Annotated in this window: 21 protein-coding genes and 2 tRNA genes; 13 read left to right on the top strand and 10 right to left on the bottom strand. The window is 64.9% G+C overall.

What is annotated here, in order from left to right; all coding sequences use genetic code 11:
- Positions 1–42: 42 nt before the first annotated feature.
- The 3 genes from CH281_RS20690 to CH281_RS20680 are packed head-to-tail and all read left to right on the top strand — an operon-like array spanning position 43 to position 3,356.
- A complete protein-coding gene (locus tag CH281_RS20690; RefSeq protein ID WP_032366373.1) occupies positions 43–816 on the top strand; it encodes a fumarylacetoacetate hydrolase family protein in 774 nt (257 codons plus the stop codon).
- A gap of 7 nt (positions 817–823) precedes the next feature.
- Positions 824–2,299: a glutamate--tRNA ligase gene (gltX, locus tag CH281_RS20685; protein ID WP_032366374.1), complete on the top strand. Its 1,476-nt coding sequence runs from the start codon at positions 824–826 to the stop codon at positions 2,297–2,299.
- Between the two features lie 46 nt (positions 2,300–2,345).
- A complete protein-coding gene (locus CH281_RS20680; RefSeq protein ID WP_179274248.1) occupies positions 2,346–3,356 on the top strand; it encodes a YihY/virulence factor BrkB family protein in 1,011 nt (336 codons plus the stop codon).
- Here CH281_RS20680 and CH281_RS20675 read toward each other — a convergent pair.
- On the bottom strand, positions 3,308–4,879 hold the full coding sequence (locus CH281_RS20675; protein ID WP_032387212.1) for a bifunctional 3'-5' exonuclease/DNA polymerase: 1,572 nt from the start codon (positions 4,877–4,879) through the stop codon (positions 3,308–3,310). The genes CH281_RS20680 and CH281_RS20675 overlap by 49 nt on opposite strands.
- A gap of 240 nt (positions 4,880–5,119) precedes the next feature.
- Between CH281_RS20675 and CH281_RS20670 the strand changes: the two genes are divergently transcribed.
- A tRNA-Gln gene (locus tag CH281_RS20670) sits at positions 5,120–5,191 on the top strand.
- A gap of 99 nt (positions 5,192–5,290) precedes the next feature.
- Positions 5,291–5,363 (top strand) — tRNA-Glu (locus CH281_RS20665).
- A 91-nt stretch (positions 5,364–5,454) separates the two neighbouring features.
- Here the strand turns inward: CH281_RS20665 and CH281_RS26975 are convergent.
- Both CH281_RS26975 and CH281_RS20655 read right to left on the bottom strand, forming a co-directional pair.
- Positions 5,455–5,622, bottom strand: a complete 168-nt coding sequence (locus tag CH281_RS26975) for a DUF5302 domain-containing protein (RefSeq protein WP_157889886.1) — start codon at positions 5,620–5,622, stop codon at positions 5,455–5,457.
- A 120-nt stretch (positions 5,623–5,742) separates the two neighbouring features.
- Positions 5,743–6,471, bottom strand: a complete 729-nt coding sequence (locus CH281_RS20655; protein WP_057474109.1) for an IclR family transcriptional regulator — start codon at positions 6,469–6,471, stop codon at positions 5,743–5,745.
- A 145-nt stretch (positions 6,472–6,616) separates the two neighbouring features.
- Here CH281_RS20655 and leuC point away from each other — a divergent pair, with 145 nt between their 5' ends.
- The 3 genes from leuC (at position 6,617) to CH281_RS20640 (ending at position 9,581) form a co-directional block, all read left to right on the top strand.
- Positions 6,617–8,071 carry a 3-isopropylmalate dehydratase large subunit gene (gene leuC, locus CH281_RS20650; protein ID WP_032366379.1) on the top strand — a complete coding sequence of 485 codons (1,455 nt, stop codon included), beginning with the start codon at positions 6,617–6,619 and terminating at the stop codon, positions 8,069–8,071.
- Between the two features lie 47 nt (positions 8,072–8,118).
- Positions 8,119–8,736, top strand: a complete 618-nt coding sequence (leuD, locus tag CH281_RS20645; protein WP_032366380.1) for a 3-isopropylmalate dehydratase small subunit — start codon at positions 8,119–8,121, stop codon at positions 8,734–8,736.
- Between the two features lie 149 nt (positions 8,737–8,885).
- A complete protein-coding gene (locus CH281_RS20640; protein ID WP_027496655.1) occupies positions 8,886–9,581 on the top strand; it encodes an HU family DNA-binding protein in 696 nt (231 codons plus the stop codon).
- 120 nt (positions 9,582–9,701) lie between these two features.
- Here the strand turns inward: CH281_RS20640 and CH281_RS20635 are convergent, their stop codons facing one another.
- The 3 genes from CH281_RS20635 to cofC form a co-directional block, all read right to left on the bottom strand.
- A complete protein-coding gene (locus CH281_RS20635; RefSeq protein WP_032372640.1) occupies positions 9,702–10,637 on the bottom strand; it encodes an NUDIX hydrolase in 936 nt (311 codons plus the stop codon).
- On the bottom strand, positions 10,637–12,757 hold the full coding sequence (locus tag CH281_RS20630) for an RNA degradosome polyphosphate kinase (protein ID WP_228139401.1): 2,121 nt from the start codon (positions 12,755–12,757) through the stop codon (positions 10,637–10,639). Before CH281_RS20630 ends, CH281_RS20635 begins: the two co-directional genes overlap by 1 nt.
- Positions 12,758–12,944: 187 nt before the next feature.
- The gene (gene cofC, locus CH281_RS20625; RefSeq protein ID WP_174557266.1) at positions 12,945–13,742 is read right to left on the bottom strand and encodes a 2-phospho-L-lactate guanylyltransferase; all 798 of its coding nucleotides are present in this window, start codon (positions 13,740–13,742) and stop codon (positions 12,945–12,947) included.
- A 101-nt stretch (positions 13,743–13,843) separates the two neighbouring features.
- Between cofC and CH281_RS20620 the strand changes: the two genes are divergently transcribed.
- Positions 13,844–14,842: an NAD(P)H-dependent glycerol-3-phosphate dehydrogenase gene (locus tag CH281_RS20620; RefSeq protein WP_027496659.1), complete on the top strand. Its 999-nt coding sequence runs from the start codon at positions 13,844–13,846 to the stop codon at positions 14,840–14,842.
- Positions 14,843–14,915: 73 nt separating this feature from the next.
- Positions 14,916–16,022: a D-alanine--D-alanine ligase family protein gene (locus CH281_RS20615; RefSeq protein WP_032372639.1), complete on the top strand. Its 1,107-nt coding sequence runs from the start codon at positions 14,916–14,918 to the stop codon at positions 16,020–16,022.
- A 7-nt stretch (positions 16,023–16,029) separates the two neighbouring features.
- Here CH281_RS20615 and CH281_RS20610 read toward each other — a convergent pair whose 3' ends face one another.
- Positions 16,030–16,653 carry a DUF3515 domain-containing protein gene (locus CH281_RS20610; RefSeq protein WP_032372638.1) on the bottom strand — a complete coding sequence of 208 codons (624 nt, stop codon included), beginning with the start codon at positions 16,651–16,653 and terminating at the stop codon, positions 16,030–16,032.
- A gap of 3 nt (positions 16,654–16,656) precedes the next feature.
- Positions 16,657–16,905 (bottom strand): Lrp/AsnC ligand binding domain-containing protein, encoded by a 249-nt coding sequence (locus CH281_RS20605; protein ID WP_032366384.1) that lies wholly within the window; start codon positions 16,903–16,905, stop codon positions 16,657–16,659.
- A 233-nt stretch (positions 16,906–17,138) separates the two neighbouring features.
- On the opposite strand from CH281_RS20605, the gene CH281_RS20600 reads away from it, so the two are divergent.
- The 3 genes from CH281_RS20600 to CH281_RS20590 are packed head-to-tail and all read left to right on the top strand — an operon-like array spanning position 17,139 to position 19,350.
- Positions 17,139–18,098 (top strand): thiamine-phosphate kinase, encoded by a 960-nt coding sequence (locus tag CH281_RS20600; RefSeq protein WP_371828214.1) that lies wholly within the window; start codon positions 17,139–17,141, stop codon positions 18,096–18,098.
- 38 nt (positions 18,099–18,136) lie between these two features.
- A complete protein-coding gene (locus CH281_RS20595) occupies positions 18,137–18,661 on the top strand; it encodes a gamma carbonic anhydrase family protein (RefSeq protein WP_032366386.1) in 525 nt (174 codons plus the stop codon).
- Complete coding sequence (locus CH281_RS20590; RefSeq protein WP_032372637.1) at positions 18,658–19,350, top strand: uracil-DNA glycosylase; 693 nt, start codon at positions 18,658–18,660, stop codon at positions 19,348–19,350. The genes CH281_RS20595 and CH281_RS20590 overlap by 4 nt, the downstream gene beginning before the upstream one ends.
- Before the next feature lie 5 nt (positions 19,351–19,355).
- On the opposite strand, the gene CH281_RS20585 is transcribed toward CH281_RS20590, so the two are convergent.
- On the bottom strand, positions 19,356–20,150 hold the full coding sequence (locus CH281_RS20585; protein ID WP_032366585.1) for an enoyl-CoA hydratase/isomerase family protein: 795 nt from the start codon (positions 20,148–20,150) through the stop codon (positions 19,356–19,358).
- A gap of 145 nt (positions 20,151–20,295) precedes the next feature.
- Positions 20,296–20,487: a 50S ribosomal protein L28 gene (rpmB, locus tag CH281_RS20580; protein WP_008717389.1), complete on the bottom strand. Its 192-nt coding sequence runs from the start codon at positions 20,485–20,487 to the stop codon at positions 20,296–20,298.
- Positions 20,488–20,688: the final 201 nt, after the last annotated feature.

Here is a 20,688-nt window from a genome sequence, read left to right as displayed (position 1 = left end):
CGGCATCGGCGTGCGAAGAATGGCGGTCGATAGACTTTCGACATGCGTCTCGGTCGAATTGCAAGTCCTGATGGTGTGGCATTCGTGAGTATCGAAGGTGAGGGGGATGCCCGGACGGCCAAGGAAATTGCCGAACATCCTTTCGGCACACCGACGTTCACGGGTCGATCGTGGCCACTGGCCGACGTGCGACTGCTCGCACCGATCCTCGCCAGCAAGGTGATCGCCATCGGTAAGAACTACGCCGCGCACGCCGCCGAGATGGGTGGTGAAGCACCGGAGACTCCTGTCATCTTCATCAAGCCGAACACCTCCATCGTCGGTCCGGGTGCGCCCATCGTGCTGCCTCCGTCGTCGAACGAGGTGCACTACGAAGGCGAACTCGCCATCGTGATCGGTCGTCCGTGCAAGGACGTGCCCGCCTCCAAGGCGTACGACGTGGTGCTCGGATACACCGTCGCCAACGACGTCTCGGCACGCGACCATCAGAAGCACGACGGGCAATGGACCCGGGCGAAGGGGCACGACACGTTCTGCCCCCTCGGGCCGTGGATCGAGACGTCCCTCGATCCTTCCGACCTCGAGATCAAGACCGAGGTCGACGGCGTCGTCAAGCAGCAGAGTCGTACTTCGCTTCTACTGCACGATATTCCGAAGATCATCGAGTGGGTGTCCGCGGTGATGACCCTGCTGCCCGGAGACGTCATTCTGACCGGAACGCCCGAGGGTGTCGGCCCCATCACCGACGGAGACAGTGTGTCGATCACCGTCGAGGGAATCGGTACCTTGACCAACCCAGTCGCAGCGAAGAAGTAGGACAACGATGACCACAGCAGCAGATGTCCGCGTTCGGTTCTGCCCGTCGCCCACCGGCACACCGCACGTCGGTCTGGTCCGCACCGCCCTGTTCAACTGGGCGTTCGCGCGACATCACGGCGGCACCTTCGTCTTTCGGATCGAGGACACCGACGCCGCTCGCGATTCCGAAGAGTCCTACGCAGCGTTGCTCGACGCGCTGCGATGGCTCGGTCTGGATTGGGACGAGGGCCCCGAGGTGGGCGGTCCCTACGAGCCCTACCGCCAGTCGCAGCGACGAGACCAGCATGTGGCTGTCGTACAGCAACTGCTCGATGCCGGCGAAGCCTACGAGTCGTTCTCGACGCCCGAGGAAGTCGAAGCGAGGCACAAGGCCGCCGGGCGTGACCCCAAGCTCGGCTACGACAACTTCGACCGCGACCTGACGCCGGAGCAGCGGCAGGGATTCCTCGACGAGGGCCGTGGGGCCGTGGTGCGGCTGCGCATGCCCGATCACGATCTGACGTGGAACGACCTCGTACGCGGCGAGACCACGTTCAAGGCGGGGACCGTACCGGACTTCGCCTTGACTCGCGGCAACGGAGTTCCGCTGTACACGTTGGTCAATCCGGTCGACGACGCACTGATGAAGATCACGCACGTGCTGCGCGGCGAGGACCTGTTGTCGTCGACGCCTCGACAGCTCGCACTGTACGAGGCCCTGATCCGAATCGGTGTGGCCGACCGCACCCCGGAGTTCGGACATCTGCCGTTCGTGATGGGCCAGGGCAACAAGAAGCTGTCCAAGCGTGACCCCGAATCGAACCTCTTCATCCACCGCGACCGAGGCTTCGTCCCGGAGGGGCTGCTGAACTACCTGGCGCTGCTCGGGTGGGGCATCTCCGACGATCACGACGTGTTCTCGCTCGACGAGATGGTGGCGGCGTTCGAGATCTCGTCGGTCAATTCCAACCCTGCGCGCTTCGACCAGAAGAAGGCCGACGCGATCAACGCCGAGCACATCAGGATGTTGGCTGCAGACGACTTCGCGGCACGGTTACGCGAATTCCTCGTTGCTCGAGGGCATCTCACCGAGCCGGTCGACGAGAAGATGTTCGCTGTCGCGGCGGATCTGGTGCAGACGCGCATCGTCGTGCTGTCGGATGCGTGGGGCCTGCTGAAGTTCCTCTTCGTCGACGACGCGGAGTTCGAGATCGATCCTGCAGCGGCGGCCAAGAATCTCGGCGCAGACGCGGCACCGGTACTCGACGCCGCCATCGAAGCACTGACCGCAGTGACGGTTTGGTCGACGGCCGAGCTGGAAGTCGCCCTCAAGGACGCGCTCATCGAGAAGATGGAACTCAAGCCCCGCAAGGCCTTCGCGCCGGTTCGGGTGGGAGTCACCGGCTCCCACATCAGCCCGCCGCTGTACGAGTCCATGGAACTTCTCGGCCGCGAGAGGACCCTCGCTCGTCTGACCGCCGCACGTACCCTTATCGCGTGACGGCGGTGCGACGTCGGCCGTCGAGGTCGGTCGGAGACTTTCGCACATGAGCGTCGCCGACCGACTGGATCGACTGCAGCGCAGGCGTCCGGTTCTCGGATTTCCGATTGCGGTGGTCTACAAGTTCGTCGACGATCAGGGTGGTTACCTGGCCGCGCTGATCACGTACTACGCATTCGTCTCGCTCTTTCCTGCGCTGCTGCTGTTCTCCGTGATTCTGGGCATCGTGTTGATGGGCAACCCGGAGTTGCAACAACAGATCCTGAACTCGGCACTCGGTCAGATCCCGGCGATCGGGGAAGAACTGGGGCGTCCCGAACGGATAGGTGGCGGCACGGTCGGTCTGACGGTGGGTATCCTCGGGTCGCTGTACGGCGGACTCGGCGTGTCCGTTGCGCTGCAGAACGCGATGAACACCGCATGGGCCGTACCGAAGAATCTTCGGCCCGATCCCATTCGAGCCCGAGTGCGGGGATTGGGTTTGCTGAGCACCGTGGGTCTGGCGGTAATGGCGATCACCGCACTCAATGTGCTCAGTGCCGCAGGATATTTCGGTCCGGAATCCGGTCTCGTCGTGTTCGTGATCGGAACGCTGCTGTACGTCGGGGTGTTCGTCGTTGCGTTTCGGCTCGCCACAGTGCGAGCGGTGTCGATCGGACAGGTACTCCCGGGAGCCATAGCAGCCGGTCTGACGTGGCAGCTGCTGCAGACCTTCGGCGGTGTGTACGTGAAGTACGTCGCTGCAAGTGCGACGGTGACGAACGGTGTCTTTGCGGTCGTGCTCGGGCTGTTGGCCTTTCTGTACGTGACCTCGGTATCGATCGTGATCTGCATCGAGATCAACGTGGTTCGTGTCGACAGGCTGTTCCCGCGGGCCCTTCTGGCCCCGTTCACCGACGACGTCGACCTGACCGAAGGTGACAAACTCACCTACACCGGACAGGCAGAAGCGCAGCGCAGTACTGCGTTCGAGGAAATAGACGTGACGTTCGAGGACCCACCGAGCGCTCAGTCGGACTCCGGCCCGAACTCCGGCTCGGCAGCCGGGGCACCGTAGAAGCGGTCGATCCTGGTCTCCATCGGGAAGAGCACTGCCGTGTCGCCGAACATCAGACGCGTAGCCGACTCTGCCGCCGCCGCAACGGCCTCGGACACCCACGGTGCGTCTCCGAGTGGACAATGCACGACTACTTCGTCGTGCTGAAAGAACACCAACTCACTTCTGCTCGACCGCAATCGCCCGCGCAGATCTGCCAACAGGCACAGCGCCCACTCGGCTGCGGTCGCCTGCACCACGAAGTTGCGCGTGAATCGGCCACGCGCGTGGGCGTCACCGGTGGACCACCATTGCGGCGTAGGGGGAGGGCACGCTCGGCCCAGCCACGACCGGACCACCTCGCCCCGCTCACCGGCCCGCGCCGCCTCTTCCACGACCGCCACCGCGTCGGGGAATCTGGCGCGTAGGCGGGTCAGCAACGCACGAGCCTCACCCGACGTCGCGCCGTACAGCACTCCGAGAACAGCGACCTTGGCGTGCGCACGATCACCGTCGAACGACTCGGCGGCGACGGGGGCGTAGAGATCCGCTGTTCCCGCAGCGGCGACCATGCGAGGGTCACCCGACATCGCGGCGAGAATGCGGGGCTCGAGCTGGCCGGCGTCGGCGGCGACGAAGGTGTACCCCGAGTCGGCGATCACGCTGGCGCGCAGCGGTTTCGGGATCTGCAGACCCCCACCGCCCCGGCTCGCCCAGCGGCCGGAGACGACGGCCCCCGGCACGTAGACCGGCCGGAAACGATCTCCGCGAACCCACGCGTCCAGCCACGTCCACCCGTTGGTGCTGTGCAGTTTCGACAGATCTCGGTGGCTAAGCAACAGCGGCACCGCAGGATGGTCGATGTCTCGGATCACGTGTGCTCGAGTGGATGTGAGCTCGATACCGGCGCGCGCGAACGCGGCGACCACCTCTGCGGGTGAACCGGGGTTCACGCGGCGCCCGAACACCGACGAGATCTCGTTCTCGAGCTTCACCAACGCAGGAGGAGTCGATCCGTCGACCGGCCTCGCACCGAGGGTCGCGTCGAGGTGCCGCCGATGCGCAGCGGCCGAGAACGGCAATCCGTCGAAGGTCATCTCCGCCGCGGCCAGACCTCCGGCCGACTCGGCGGCCGCCAACAGCTGCAGCCCCCGATCGTCACCGATCTCCTCGATCTGACGGCGGTAGTGGGCGAGCACTGCCACCGGATCGGCATGCGGGTCGGCGTCGAACAATCCGGGTCGCAGGTCTGCGGGTGTGGACGGTGTCGTGGTGCGCCCCGTTCGCATCGCCAGAATGGCACCGACGAGGGCGAGATCGTGGCAGCGCCGGACCCGCACCCCTGCGTCGAGCAGTCGCGGGTAGATGCGGCTCGTGTCCTCCCACACCCAGCGGGGAGCGTGCTCTCGCTCGACAGCGGCCACGGAGCCCACCAGATCGTCGGTCACCTCCTCGGCAGGGGAACTGCCGCCGGACGGGGAGCCGTCCTCCTCGAGGCGGATCAGCACGGCCCGGTTGCCCTGGGGAACGAGCAGCACCTTCATCGGCGTCTGCGAAGTTCGAGAACGCTCACGAAACAGGAGTCTGCTGCATGCTCTGCGGCCGACGATGCGCGGGTTCTGCGTTCACGCGATGGTGTCCGAGCGGGCCTCGCGGGCGGTCGAGGGCGGTTATCAGGGCTCTGAGCAGCCGATTTGGAGAATGGGTAGTGACCTTTGATAGTCTCTATCCCGGCTCGAAACGCAGTGCACATCGATCGGATGCGTACTTCGATTCAAGTCCATTGGGGTATGGTGTAATTGGCAACACAGCGGTTTCTGGTACCGCCATTCTAGGTTCGAGTCCTGGTACCCCAGCGAGCAGGTGAGTGGCGATTTTGCCGCCGATGCCGAGGCAGTTAAGCTACCTCAGCATCACGTGTTCGATACAGCGTCAACAATGCAGGTGAAGTTCCTGGCCCCGTCGTCTAGCGGCCTAGGACGCCGCCCTCTCAAGGCGGTAGCGCGGGTTCGAATCCCGTCGGGGCTACGAAGACAGAACCCCCTCGATCTCCGGATCGAGGGGGTTCTGTCGTTTCGGTGTGACCGTCGTTGCTGTCGTGCGGTGGTGTCGCTTCGCGTCAGACGCTCTTGCGGCGGAACATCTTCTGGTGATCGGCCGGACCGTGGACATTGTTCACCTTGGGGCCACCGTCCTTGTGGTCGACGGAATTGTGCGACTTGCTGTTCTTCTGTTCGAGAACCTCGCGGAACTTCTTCTTCAACTCTTCGCTGCCGGATTCTGACATGGGGCACTCCTTGCAGTCGGCGACCGGCCGGGTGGGCCGTTCGAGACGAACGTACTCCACTTCTGCGGCCTCTTCAGCCGGTTTTTGGTGGGTGCCGCGCGATCGGCCTCGGTTCGGCGGTCAGAGGCGCTTGTGCAGCGCGTCGGCGGCGGCGAGCAGGTCTGCCGCCCAGCGTGCGCCCGGCTTGCGTCCGATGCGGTCGATCGGGCCGGACACCGAGATCGCCGCCACGACAGTGTCGTTGATGTCGCGAACGGGAGCCGAGACGCTCGCGACCCCCGGCTCACGTTCACCTGCGCTCTGCGCCCACCCTCGCCTGCGGATCTCCAGCAGCACCCGTTCGCCGAATTCGGCGTCCGGCAGCACTGTGCGTTGAGTCTGCGAATCTGCCCATGCCAGAAGAACTTTGGCACCGGAGCCGGCTGTCATGGGTAGCCGGGCCCCGACGAGCACGGTATCTCGGAGACCGGTCGGGGGCTCCATGGATGCGACACAGACGCGAACGGTCCCCTCGCGGCGGTAGATCTGCACGCTCTCTCCGGTGATTTCGCGAAGCCGAGGCAGTACCGATGCTGCGGCGTCGAGTAGCGCATCCGACGCGCTCGCCGCCAATTCCCCCAGCCCCGGACCGGTGCGCCACAATCCGTCGGAATCGCGCACGAGGAGGCGGTGGGTTTCGAGTCCAACCGCGAGCCGATGCGCAGTGGCGCGGGGGAGCGCTGTGCGGGCACACAGGTCGTTGAGAGTGCAGGGTGTCTCGGCCACTGCATGCAACACGGCCATGGCCTTGTCGAGGACACCGATACCGCTCGATTTGTCGACGGCGCCGCTCAGGCTATGCTGTCTCATAGAACGATATTAGCCTCCCGAATGCTGAGATTGCACAACCGCGAGAAGTCCAGCGTGCCGTGGGGGACGATGTCGAGACGATCACGCGAGGTGGACCAGCCCGTCCGCCGGCGCGACGACAGGGAAGACGAGGTCTGCGACAGCGATGTCCGAAACGACGAAATCCGATGCGTCCGTAGCACAAGCGCCGAAGACGCTGGCGGAGAAGGTGTGGGACCAACATGTGGTCGTCCCCGGTGGGGGAGAAGGCGGTGCACGTGAGCCGGATCTGATCTACATCGATCTGCACCTCGTACACGAGGTCACCAGCCCCCAGGCATTCGACGGTCTGCGGTTGGCCGGCCGCGAGCTTCGTCGCCCGGACCTGACGATCGCAACGGAGGACCACAACGTCCCGACGGCCGACATCTTCGCGCCGATTGCCGATCTCGTCTCACGCACCCAGGTCGATACTCTGCGCCGCAACTGCGAGGAATTCGGAGTTCGGTTGTACCCGATGGGAGATCTCGATCAGGGCATCGTCCACATCATCGGCCCGCAGCTCGGTCTGACCCAGCCGGGTATGACCATCGTGTGCGGAGACAGCCACACCTCGACGCACGGTGCATTCGGTTCGATCGCAATGGGAATCGGCACCAGCGAGGTCGAGCATGTGATGGCCACCCAGACTCTGTCTCTGCGACCGTTCAAGACCATGGCCATCACCGTCGACGGAGAACTGGCTCCCGGTGTGACGAGCAAGGATCTGATTCTCGCGGTGATCGCCAAGATCGGTACCGGCGGCGGTCAGGGATACGTGCTCGAATATCGCGGTGAGGCCATCCGCAAGTTGTCGATGGAAGCCCGAATGACCATCTGCAACATGTCGATCGAGGCCGGGGCGCGCGCGGGCATGATCGCACCCGACGAGATCACGTACGAATACCTGAAGGGACGGCCGCATGCGCCCCAGGGGGCGGAGTGGGATGCGGCGGTGGCCGCCTGGAACGAACTGGCAACCGACCCGGATGCAGTGTTCGACAACGAGGTACACATCGATGCGAGCACTCTGACGCCGTTCGTCACCTGGGGAACGAACCCGGGTCAAGGTGCTCCGTTGGGAGATGCCGTGCCCGATCCCGAGGCAATGCTCGACGAGGGCGAGCGCGTATCGGCCCAGAAGGCCTTGCAGTACATGGGTCTCGAAGCCGGTACACCGATCCGCGAGATCTCCGTCGACACCGTGTTCGTCGGCTCCTGCACGAACGGCCGCATCGAGGATCTGCGTGCGGTGGCGTCCGTCCTCGAGGGCCGCCGCGTCGCAGACGGCGTGCGAATGCTGGTGGTACCCGGGTCGATGCGGGTGCGCGCGCAGGCCGAAGAGGAAGGGCTCGGTGAGATCTTCACCGCAGCAGGTGCCGAGTGGCGGCAGGCCGGCTGCTCGATGTGTCTGGGAATGAACCCCGATCAGCTCACCTCGGGAGAGCGTTCGGCATCCACGTCCAACCGCAATTTCGAGGGGCGTCAGGGCAAGGGTGGTCGCACTCACCTCGTGTCGCCTCTGGTTGCGGCGGCCACTGCAGTTCGCGGAACCCTGTCCTCTCCGGCGGATCTCGCGTAGCAGCGAGCCCTCCGACCGGATCGATCGAACTCACAGGAGAAATTTCGATGGAAGCTTTCACTCGACACAAAGGCATCGGCGTTCCGCTCCGGCGGTCCAATGTCGACACCGACCAGATCATTCCGGCGGTCTATCTCAAGCGCGTGACGCGCACCGGATTCGAGGACGGATTGTTCGCCGGTTGGCGGTCCGATCCGAACTTCATCTTGAACCTCGCGCCCTACGACCGCGGATCGGTTCTCGTGGCCGGGCCGGACTTCGGCACGGGATCGTCACGCGAGCACGCTGTCTGGGCGCTGTCGGACTTCGGTTTCAGGGTCGTCATCGCATCCAGATTCGCCGATATCTTCCGCGGAAACATGGGCAAGGCCGGCTTGGTGGCGGCCGAGGTGGAGCAATCGGACGTCGAATTGCTGTGGAAAGCCTTAGAAGAACAGCCCGGTCTGGAGCTCGTCGTGGACCTCGTCGACAAGACGGTCACGGCTGGAACCTTGGTGGTGCGCTTCGCGATTGACGACTACACGCGGTGGCGTCTGCTGGAGGGTCTGGACGACATCGGACTGACATTACGCCAGGTAGAGGCCATTACGGAGTACGAAAAGTCAAGGCCTTCATACAAACCCCTCACCCTTCCGGCAAGGATCGAGGAGCCTTCGAAAAGCTGACGGACGGGGGGTCCGACACGCTTTGCGGCCGTGAAGCATTCCGCGACACCGAAATGAAAATTGGCGTGGCGCATAGACTCTTGACGACTTGGGGTTTACCGTTGTAGTAGTCGGTCCGACGATGGGCCACAATATAGCGGAGGAAATCCATGAACAAGGCAGAGCTGATTGACGCCCTGACCGAGAAGTTGGGGTCTGACAGGCGGAGCGCCACAGAGGCTGTCGAGAACATCGTCGACACCATCGTGCGCGCGGTCCACCGCGGCGAAAGTGTCACGATCACGGGCTTCGGCGTGTTCGAGCAGCGTCGTCGCGCGGCGCGTGTCGCCCGTAACCCCCGCACCGGTGAGACCGTTCGCGTCAAGCCGACCAACGTACCGGCATTCCGTCCGGGCGCGCAGTTCAAGGCCGTCATCGCCGGTGGACAGAAGCTGCCCGCAACCGGACCTGCCGTCAAGCGCGGTTCGGCAGCAGCTCCGGCCAAGAAGACTGCGGCAGCGAAGAAGACCGCCGCCAAGAAGGCAGCGGTGAAGACGACCGCCCGCAAGGCCACCACCGCGGCAGCCAAGAAGGCGGCTCCGGCGAAGACTGCCGCCAAGAAGGCAGCTCCCGCAAAGACCGCCGCCAAGAAGGCAGCTCCCGCAAAGACAACCGCACGCAAGACCACGACGGCTGCTGCCAAGAAGGCTCCGGCCAAGACGACCGCACGCAAGGCCGCAACCACTACGGCCCCTGCCAAGAAGGCTCCGGCCAAGACAGCGGCCAAGAAGACCGTCGCCAAGAAGGCTCCGGCCAAGAAGGCTCCGGCCAAGAAGGCACCCGCGAAGCGCGCTGCAAAGAAGTAGCGCTCGACCGGCACCGGTCATCCAGGACCGGGTCGTTCTCGCACTCCACAGAAGGCCCCGACCGGAATTTCGGTCGGGGCCTTCTGCTGTGTTCGTGATCCGAGGATCCTCGGATGCGACTCAGTCGTCGGCGACCAGGTTCGGTAGCGGGCTGGCGATGTGGTCGGCCGCGACGAGCCGACCGTCGTGGCGCGAGAGCACCCACACGCTCCCTTTTCGATTTCTGTTGGCAGGCAACGTGATGCCGTCCTTGTCGGCCCACCATCGCATGAGATCGGGGATCACCTTGCCTTGGCTGCAGATCACCGGTGTGCTCATGGTCTCGGCGATGTCGCGAGCCCGTTGGCGGCCCTTGCGGGGGTCCTCGGCGTACCCCTCCTCGGACAGCAGATGCTCCGGTTCGACCTGCACGCCCAGTGATTCGGCAAACGGCGCGACCGTCTGTTCGCACCGGACGCGGTCGGCCGCATACACCGAGTCGCCGCCGAACGCGCCCAGCAGTGAGACGAGTGCCTCGGCCTGACGTCTACCGGTCTTGTCGAGGGGGCGATCGGCGTCGTTGCCCTTGTATCGCGACCGCGAGCCGGCACTGCCGTGCCGGACCAGCAGCACGGTGGACGTAGCGGCCGGCTTGGCGACGAATCGTCGAAGAATCTTGTGGTCCATGGGATACGAGAGTTCGCCGCCGATCTTGTCGGGTGCGATCCAGCGGAGTTCGTCCACTTCGTCGTTCGGGACGAATTCTCCGCCGGTTGCCTCGGCAGCCCAGTAGAGCACCTTCTTCATGCGACGGTGGCCGGGAATCGGGTAGGTGACGTAGGACAGCGACCGTCCGAGAGTCGAGTCGAAGCCCGTCTCCTCCTTGACTTCTCGGACAGCCGCGTCGACCGCTGTCTCCCCGGGATCGAGCTTTCCCTTGGGAAAAGACCAGTCGTCGTACTTCGGCCTGTGTACCAGAGCTACTTCCACCACCGAGTCGTTCTCCGGCGATCGTCGCCACAGAATCGATCCGGCCGCGAAGATGTTGGCGCGGGGGGAGCCATCGGAAGTGCCCATCAGGACGCCTGATTCCTCCGGCTGCGCATCAATTCCACCTGGTGTTCTCGGACACTTTCGCCTTGCGCAGGCGACGCGACCCAGCCACCGTCCGGCCCCAGTTCCCAGCAGCGGGTGGTGGGGTCGAGGGCCGAGTCGAAGATGTCACCGAGTTGCTTGGTCAGCTTCGGATCCTTGACCTGGGCCATCACTTCCACTCGCCGGTCGAGGTTTCGGTGCATCATGTCGGCGCTGCCGATCCAGAATTCGTCGGCACCCTGGAAATGCAGAACCCGTGAGTGTTCGAGGAACCTACCGAGAATGGACCGAACTTCGATGTTCTCCGACAGGCCCGGTACGCCCGGCTTGAGCGCGCAGATCCCGCGTACGACCACCTTGACGGGGACCCCGGCGACCGATGCGCGGTAGAGAGCGTCGATCACCTGCTCGTCGACAAGAGCGTTGGCCTTGAGGCGAATTCCGGCTGCGCGGCCCGCCTTGAGGTGCTCGACTTCTGCTTCGATGCGCTCGACGATGCCGCGTCGCACGCCGTACGGGGCCACGAGGAGATTGCGGTACTTGGACTTTCGCGAGTATCCGGTGAGCGAGTTGAACAGGTCGGTGAGGTCCGCACCGATTTCGGGCGACGACGTGAGCAATCCGACGTCCTCGTAGATACGCGCCGTCTTCGGGTTGTAGTTGCCCGTGCCGATATGGCAGTACCGGCGGATGACCGAACCTTCTCGGCGGACGACGAGGCAGGTCTTGCAGTGAGTCTTCAACCCGACGAGGCCGTAGACCACGTGCACCCCGGCTTTTTCGAGCTTGCGTGCCCACTCGATGTTCGCCTGCTCGTCGAATCGTGCCTTGATCTCGACGAGGGCGACCACCTGCTTGCCGGCCCCGGCCGCGTCGACGAGTGCGTTGACGATCGGCGAGTCACCCGAGGTGCGGTACAGAGTTTGCTTGATCGCGAGGACCTGCGGATCGGCCGCAGCTTGTTCGATGAAGCGCTGCACGCTGGTGGAGAACGAGTCGTACGGGTGATGCACCAGAACGTCGCCGTCGCGCAGCGTCGAGAACACGCTCTTCGGGGTTTCGCGCTCACCGAACGCGGGATGTGTTGCCGGGACGAAGGGAGCGTCCTTGAGATTGGGGCGGTCGACGCTGTAGACCTGCCACAGGCACGACAGATCGAGCAGACCGGGAACCTGAATGACGTCGCCCGGATCGACGTCGAGTTCGCGTAGCAACAGTTCGAGCATGTGCTCGGTCATGTCGTCGGCGATCTCGAGGCGGACGGGAGAACCGAAACGCCTACGCGCCAGCTCTCGTTCGAGTGCCTGCAGGAGATCCTCGTCGCGGTCCTCTTCGACCTCGAAATCGGCGTTGCGAGTAATGCGGAACGCGTGGCTCTCGACCACCTCCATGCCGGGGAACAACACGTCGAGGTGCGCCGAGATCAATTCCTCCATCGACAGGAAGGCGTCGATGCGATGGCTCCCCTCACCGCGCTTGACGCGCACGAATCGGTCGACGTTGTCGGGTACCTTCACACGGGCGAAGTGCTCGCCGGTTGTGGAGTAATCCTTCACCGTCACAGCGAGATTCAGGCTCAGGCCGCTGATGTACGGGAAGGGGTGCGCCGGGTCCACTGCCAGCGGGGTGAGGACCGGGAAGACCTGTTCGGTGAAATAGTCGGACAGACGCGCACGCTCGTCGCTGTCGAGATCGGACCACCGGATGATTGCGATGCCCTCGGCCGTGAGCTCGGGCAGGATCGAATCGAGCAGTACTCGGGCGTGTTTGAGAGCGAGCTCCTGAGTGCGCTGCCCGATGACCGCGAGCTGCTCACGCGGGGTCATGCCATCGGCCGATCGAACCGACAGTCCGGTCTCGTCGCGGCGTTTGAGCCCTGCGACACGAACCATGTAGAACTCGTCCAGATTGGACGCGTAGATGGCCAGGAACTTGGCACGCTCGAGTAGCGGCAGGGACGAGTCCTCTGCGAGCGCGAGAACGCGGGAGTTGAAATCCAGCCAGCTCAATTCCCGGTTCAGGTACCGATTTTCGGGAAGCACCATGGCAGCATCCACCGATTCCGGAGTGGCGGCAGGAAGGGCGGAGGGAATGCTCGGCATCGTTGCGGTCACCGGGGCACTCCACACCGGCTCCGCACCGTTGCTGTCCGCACCGTTGCTCTCCGCGGTCTCGATCGCCGGATCTTCGGTCGCTGGCTGCGCGTCGTCTGTGCTCACAGCACGATCATCCCCCATACCCGCCGTCGGTGAAACTCCGATGACCGAACTTGTTCGCACGTTCACCGAATCACGCGGTGGTTGCGGATTCCTCGTCGCTCCAACCGAGTGAGCGGAGTACGGCTGTCGTCTCCGGTCCGACCCCGAGTCGATGAGCCCGACGTACGTCGTCGACGGTGTCGACGTCGAGTCGAAGTCCCGGCCACGTGCCGTCCAGTGGTCGCGCTCCCGACAAGGTGTGGCGGCGTGCGGAATCCGATCCGAACAGCGGCGCGAGCTCGTCGGCAGAATTCTTCAGGATCAGCGCTGCGGTTCCGGTGCCGTGATGGTCGACCACGACCGACCTGCCGCCGGAGACTGCCGTCGCATACGCCTGCGCGAGTTCGGCGGGACGAAGCGCAGGCAGATCCGCTTGCAGCGCAACGATGTCGACCCGATCGGCCGGGGCCGCGCCGGGGTTCCCGTGGCGATCGCGTGGTGCGTGATCGACTCGCAGTGCGGCCGCAGCAGCGGAGAATGCGGCATTGAGACGGGCTTCGGGATCTCGAGCGCCGGAAGCCGACGGTTCGTCCAGCACCCGGGCACCGATTTGTCGCGCGGTGTCGGCGACGACCGGATCGGGTGTGACGACGGTGACCGAATCGACCACCGATACCGAACCGGCCGCGGTGACCGTGTCGACGAACATGGCGAGCACCAATCGGGTCCGGTCGGCCCCGGAGAACTCGGACGCCAGACGGGACTTCGCCGCTGTCAGGTCCTTGACCGCGATGACGACTCCCACCGCGCGGCGCAGCGCATCGGACGGCCGACCCTCGCGGTCGTCGTCGCTGCTTCGAATTGCGCCCATGGTGTTCGATCCTGCCAGCGTCACCGATGTCTGCCGACTCCGACCGCCCGGGCAGGTCTGCGCGTTAGGGTGATGCGCGCGTAGGCAGGGCATCGGCGAGCAGGTGAGAGGTTGGCGGCATGAGCAGAGCAGCGGTACTGGGGTCCGGGTCGTGGGGTACCGCATTCGCCAAAGTGTTGGCCGATGCCGGAACCGATGTCACCATGTGGGCGCGCCGAGAGGAACTCGCTGCCTCGATCAGCGAACGGCACGAGAACGCGGACTACCTCCCCGGAATCGAACTGCCGTCGTCGATCCGCGCCACGAGCGATCCGGCGACCGCCCTCGACGGCGCGGACATCGTGGTGCTCGCGGTGCCGTCGCAGAGTCTGCGCGCGAACCTGGGGGAGTGGACGGATGCGATCGCACCGCACGCGACACTGCTGTCTCTGGCCAAGGGCATAGAGACCGGAACGCTCATGCGCATGAGTCAGGTGATTTCACAGGTGACCGGGGCCGATCCCAGCCGGGTGGCCTGCCTGTCCGGGCCGAATCTGGCGCGCCCGATCGCCGAGGGGCAGCCGGCCGCGACGGTCATCGCGTGTTCCGACTCGCAACGAGCCCTTGAGATTCAAAAAGCTTGCGCCACAGGTTATTTCAGGCCGTACACCAACTCCGACGTCATCGGTGCCGAGATCGGTGGCGCGTGCAAGAACGTCATCGCCCTCGCCTGTGGAATGGCCAGCGGAGTCGGCTACGGCGAGAACACCCTCGCGTCGATCATGACCCGAGGCCTGGCCGAGATCATCCGGCTCGGAGTCGCGCTCGGGGCCACACCGTCGACGCTGTCCGGGCTCGCCGGTGTAGGAGATCTGGTCGCCACCTGCTCGTCGCCGCTCTCGCGCAACCGTACGTTCGGTGAGCGGCTCGGTTCGGGCGGCTCCCTCGAGAGCGCGCAGGAAGCAGCGCACGGGCAGGTGGCCGAGGGCGTGAAGTCCTGTACGTCGGTGCGCGCGCTCGCCGAGAGCTACGACGTCGAGATGCCGTTGACCGATGCCGTGCACCGTGTGTGTCACGGGGGAATGTCGGTTCCGGACGCGGTGGGCCACCTGCTGGGGCGTCGAATCAAGCCCGAGTGAGGTCACGTTCGCGACGTGTGCACGAACAGGGCGAATCCGCGTTCGCGGGGAGACGGCGGTACGGTTTGTCACCGTGAGTACTCCCCGAATCAAAGTTGCCGTCGTCTTCGGTGGCCGCAGCAGTGAGCACGCGGTGTCCTGTGTCTCGGCGGGTAGCGTGCTCGCGAATCTGGACCCCGATACCTACGAGGTTGTCCCGGTGGGGATCACCCCCGACGGTGCCTGGGTGCTCGGCTCCAGTGATCCGGATGCGCTGACGATTCGGGATCGAGTACTGCCGACGGTGGACAAGTCCGGTGCCGCACTCGCGCTGAGCACCGATCCGGGACGCGCAGGCGCGCTGATCGCTCTCGGTGAGGGCGACGCCGGACAGGTCCTGGCTGCGGTCGACGTCGTGTTTCCGGTGCTGCACGGGCCGTACGGCGAGGACGGCACCCTGCAGGGAATGCTCGAACTCGCCGGAGTCCCGTACGTGGGTCCCGGAGTGTTGGCCAGTGCCGCAGGCATGGACAAGGAGTTCACCAAGAAGCTTCTGGGAGCCGACGGACTACCGATCGGCAGGCAGGTCGTGCTGCGACGCGGCACCGATGACCTGACCGAAGCCGAACGCGACCACATCGGTCTTCCTGCCTTCGTCAAGCCCGCGCGAGGCGGATCGTCGATCGGAATCTCGCGCATCACCTCGTGGGATCACCTGCAGTCGGCGATCGGCGTTGCCCGCGAGCACGACCCCAAGGTGATCGTCGAAGGAATGATCCACGGCCGCGAGGTCGAATGCGGCGTACTCGAATTCCCCGACGGCAGCGTGCGCGCCAGCGCGATCGCCGAGATCCGGCTCCCCGACGCGGACAAAGACGATCACGCCTTCTACGACTTCGACACCAAGTACCTCGACGATGTCAGCGAATTCGACATTCCTGCCGCACTCGACGACGACATCAGCGATCGTATTCGCGAACTCGCAGTCTCGGCCTTCCGCGCACTGGACTGCCAAGGACTGGCGCGGGTCGACTTCTTCGTCACCGAGGAAGGCCCGGTGATCAACGAGATCAACACGATGCCCGGATTCACGTCGATCTCGATGTACCCCAAGATGTGGGCCGAGAGCGGAATCGACTACTCGACCCTGATCAGCACCCTGATCGACACCGCTCTCGCACGCGGTACCGGCCTGCGCTGACCCGGCGCTACTGCAACGGTGCCGGGTCGAGGGGCTGCTGGGGTAGTGCTGCCGACACTGCCGACGAGGCATCCTGCAGAGGTGTCGGGCCGGAGTCGCCGGGAATGGTGAGAGCGATGTACGTGCCGCGATCGACGACGAACCACGTGCTGGCGTCGATGCCGTCGTTCTCACCGGACACCTCGAACCACTGGACGCCGTCGATCACCTGAAGTGGTGCGGCCACGTCGAATCCGACAGGGCGAGGCAGCCCGCAGCGAAGCACGACCGGCTCGGCGTTCTCCTCGGCCGATACCCAGGCTCGGACTCCGACAGGTGCCGGGTCGGCCAGGTCGGCGCGGCTGTAGTCGCCCAGCTCGTCGGGCAGCGCATCGAGGAGGGTCGAGCACTGTGCGCTCGCGGCGTCGGGTGCGTCGACCGGTCCCAGCGCTACCGGATCGTGGGCGGGGGAGCTGTTCACCGCTATCGCGGCCACGAGAACTCCCACCACCAACGCGACCGGCAGAGCGATCGCGGTGGCTATGACCGCAGGGTGGCGCTTCTCGTCGGCCGCTGCTGCATTCTCGGACCGGGTGCCGGCGTCGTCGCCGTTGTCTTTGTCGTGGTTGTGGTCGTGGTCGGCAGAATTCATGCGCTACCGAACCGTCGAGGTCGACTGCGGGGCGACGGGACAGGTGAGGGTGCGCGTGATGGCATCGACCTTCTGAATTCGGGAGACGATGTCCGCGATCTCGGTGTCGGATGCGCCGTCGGCCCTGACGATGACGTCGTAGGGTCCGACCACAGCCTCTGCGGATACGACGCCGTCGACCGACTCGATCTGCCGCGCAACGGTCGTGGCACGGCCGACTTCGGTCTGAACGAGAACGAAGGCTTGCACCATCGGTGGTCCCTTTCCTTGCTGGGACGATCGACTGTAAGTTGAGTCGACTGTACGTTGAGTCGGTTGCGTACTCACAGCACGAAACCGGCTGCGCCGGACCGGGCCCGGGCACCGCTAAAGGTACCGCAGGCGCGGTGCCGGTTTCGCGGGAGACCGACGTCCGAATTGCGCTCTGAGGGAGGAACATCATCGACGACACCGGCCCCTCGGGGACCACCGCCGCCGAACCGACGGTGGCCCAGATCGGCGAGTTCGACGTCATCGCCCGGGCCGTCGCCGATCGAGTGCAACCGACGTCGACCATCGTCGGCCCCGGCGACGACGCTGCCGTCGTCAGTGCATCCGACGGCAGGGTGGCCGCCACGACAGATATGTTGGTGCACGGCAGACACTTTCGGCTCGATTGGTCGACTCCGGTGGAGATCGGCCGGAAGGCGATCGCGCAGAACGGGGCAGACATCGCCGCGATGGGTGGGCAGTGCTCGGCATTCCTGGTTGCTCTCGGCTGCCCGGCGGACACACCGGTGAGCGTGACGGACGGTCTGAACGAGGGCATGTGGCGCGAGGCGTCGGCTGCGGGTTCGGCGATCGTCGGCGGTGATGTGGTGCAATCGGATCAGCTGGTGATCTCGATTACTGCGCTCGGTGATCTTCAGGGCAGGGCTCCCGTACTGCGATCGGGTGCGCAGGTCGGTGATGTGATCGCGTTCGCGGGGCGGCTCGGGTGGTCCGCGGCCGGACTCGCTCTGTTGCTCGCGGGCGGCGATCGCTCCGGGCACGACGCGGTTCTCGATGCACACCGCGTGCCCTCCCCGCCGTACCGTGCCGGTATCGAGGCCGCCGAAGCAGGCGCGACATCACTCACCGATGTGTCCGACGGGTTGTCGGCCGACCTGGGTCATATCGCCGACGCATCCGGGGTATCGATGGTTCTGGAACCCGAGCGTCTTCCGATCGCCGACGAAGTCCGTTCGGCTGCAGAGCTGTTGGGGGCAGATCCCCTCGAGTGGGTACTCACCGGCGGCGAGGATCATGCTCTCGTCGGCACGTTCCCCGGCCTCGCTACTGTTCCGACGGGGTGGATCGTGATCGGCCGCGTCGAGTCCGCGTCGAATGCAACCGCCGGTGGCGTCACTGTCGCCGGGCACCACCGCGTGGGCAGATCCGGTTGGTCGAGCTTCGACCGAGAGTGAGCTCCGACCGGGTCGATGGAGTCGGCTAAGTTGCAAGGATGGCTATCTATGCGCTCGGCGATCGCGAACCCGATATTCACCCGGACGCCTATGTCCATCCCGATGCAGTCGTCATCGGAGCGGTGACCTTGGCGGCGGGATCGTCGGTGTGGCCGACGGCCGTGCTCCGAGCCGATTACGGCACGATCTCCGTCGGTGCGGGCACCAACATCCAGGACGGGACCGTCATCCACTGCACCCCCATCGACGCGACCGTGATCGGTGCCGGATGCGTTCTCGGTCACAACGCGCATGTCGAGGGTGCGACCATCGGCGACAACTGCCTCATTGCATCGGGTTCCGTGGTGCTCAACGGCTCGAGGATCGGGGCCGGTTCCATCGTGGGTGCGGGTGCGGTGGTGCCGTTCAAGTTCGTCGTTCCCGAACGCAGCATGGCGCTCGGTGTTCCAGCGAAAATCCGTGAGGGCTTCGAGGTTCCGGAGGGGCACGTGGACATCAACGTGCAGATGTACTCCGCGAACGCCGCGTACTACCGCGACGCGCTGCGCCGGATCGACCGGTGACGGCCCGCCCGCTCGCCGAGAGCGTAGATCCGGGTTGGGCCCGTGCCTTGGCTCCGGTCGAGACGAATGTTGCTGCGATGGGCGACTTTCTGCGAGCCGAGCTCGCCGCCGGAAAGCACTACCTCCCTGCCGGCGAGAGCGTTCTGCGTGCTTTTCGGTACCCGTTCGACCGGGTTCGGGTGCTGATCGTCGGCCAGGACCCGTACCCGACCCCGGGTCATGCAGTGGGGCTGAGCTTTTCGGTCGCCCCCGACGTGCGTCCCGTTCCGCGCAGTCTGGCCAACATCTTCAAGGAATATTCGGACGATCTCGGTCTGCCGACGCCCAGCAACGGTGATCTCACGCCGTGGGCGGAGCAGGGTGTGATGCTGCTCAACCGAGTGCTCACGGTCGAACCGTCCGCAGCGGCGTCGCACCGCAAGAAGGGCTGGGAAGCGGTGACGGAGCAGGCAATTCGTGCTCTTGTTGACAGAGCCGAGGATCCCCGGGCTCCTGGCCTGGTGGCGATTCTCTGGGGCCGTGACGCGGCGACGCTCAAACTCATGCTGGGATCGGTGCCGTGCATCGAGTCGGCCCATCCGTCACCGCTGTCCGCATCACGGGGATTCTTCGGATCCAAGCCCTTCAGTCGCGCCAACGAATTGTTGGTCGAGGGCGGGGACGAACCGATCGACTGGACGTTGCCGTGACCGGCTCAGGAAAAATCGGGGCGACGCTTCTCGACGAATGCGTCGACGCCTTCCACTCCTGCAGGTGAGACTGCGGCCGCCGAGATCGAGGCGGCCTCGGCATCCAATTGCTCTGCCAGAGTTGCGGTGTCGGACGCCGCGAGCAGCTTCTTGATTCCCTGATACGCCGAGGTGGGGCCGACGGCGAGGGTTCGGGCCAGTCGTTCGGCCTCGCTGTCGACGAAGTCGTCGCCCACGAGGCGGCTGAGGATTCCGAGACGCACCGCATCCTCACCGTTGAGAATCGAATCGTTCAACAGGATGTCCATTGCGTGGCCGGATCCGACGATGCGGGGCAGGGTCCAGGACATGCCACCGTCCGGCGTGAACCCGATGGCGGGGTAGGCCGGTCGAAGCTTGGTCGACGGTCCGCCGATGGCGATATCGGTGAGACACACCAGGCTCATGCCGGCGCCGGCCGCCCAGCCGTGTACACCAGCGACGATGGGAACCGTCACTGCTGCCAGTTCGCGAACGAAGGCGTGGAACGCATCGGCAACCGAGCCGACGAAGGCACCGCGATCGTCGGCACCGGCGAAGTCCCGTACGTTGCCGCCGGCGCAGAAGTTCGGCCCGCGGCCGATGAGCAGGACGCTTCCTACAGATGTGGCACCGGTGTTCACCTCGTGCAGTGCCTGCGTTCCCGAGGTGATGCCGTCCAGGTCGAGAGAGGAACCGCCCGCCTCGGTGGCGACGACGATGTGCAGCACCCCGTCCTCGATGCTGACCTTGCTCGAGCTTTCGCTGTCCGAATGAGTCACGTTCGGCACTCTATCGGACGTCCAACTGTTTGCCCGAATGCGCAGGAACATCGACAGACAACTGTGCCCCGCATCCGAGTGGATGCGGGGCACAGTTCTCGCACGCGGTCGAGGCCGTGGAGGAAATCGAAGAGCGGGGCCGAAATCAGCCCCGAACCACCTTGCCTGCCTTCAAGCAGGAGGTGCACACGTTCATGCGCTTGGAGTTGCCAGGCGCAACCTGAGCGTGAACGGTCTGAATGTTCGGGTTCCAACGACGGTTGGTCCGTCGGTGCGAGTGCGAGACCGACTTACCGAAGCCGGGCCCCTTGGCGCATACGTCGCAGACGGCAGCCATAGTCGCGAACTCCTTGTTAGATGTTGAGCGTTACATGTGGTCGAAGACATCGAAACGAACTACGAGCAGATGCAAGGATTGCAATGCGTGAAGATCGCCTCGAGGCAACCCTGCAAGAATAGCGGCGTCCCACCCAATCACCAAACCGCCACCGCAGACGAGGTGTACCGGCTCACGCGCGCCGCGCTGACGATTCTGCCC

This window comes from Rhodococcus sp. 06-221-2, assembly GCF_002258365.1.
Taxonomy (GTDB): domain Bacteria; phylum Actinomycetota; class Actinomycetes; order Mycobacteriales; family Mycobacteriaceae; genus Rhodococcoides; species Rhodococcoides fascians.
Note: the sequence above shows the minus strand (reverse complement) of the source record. Positions and strands in the feature narration are given on the sequence as shown.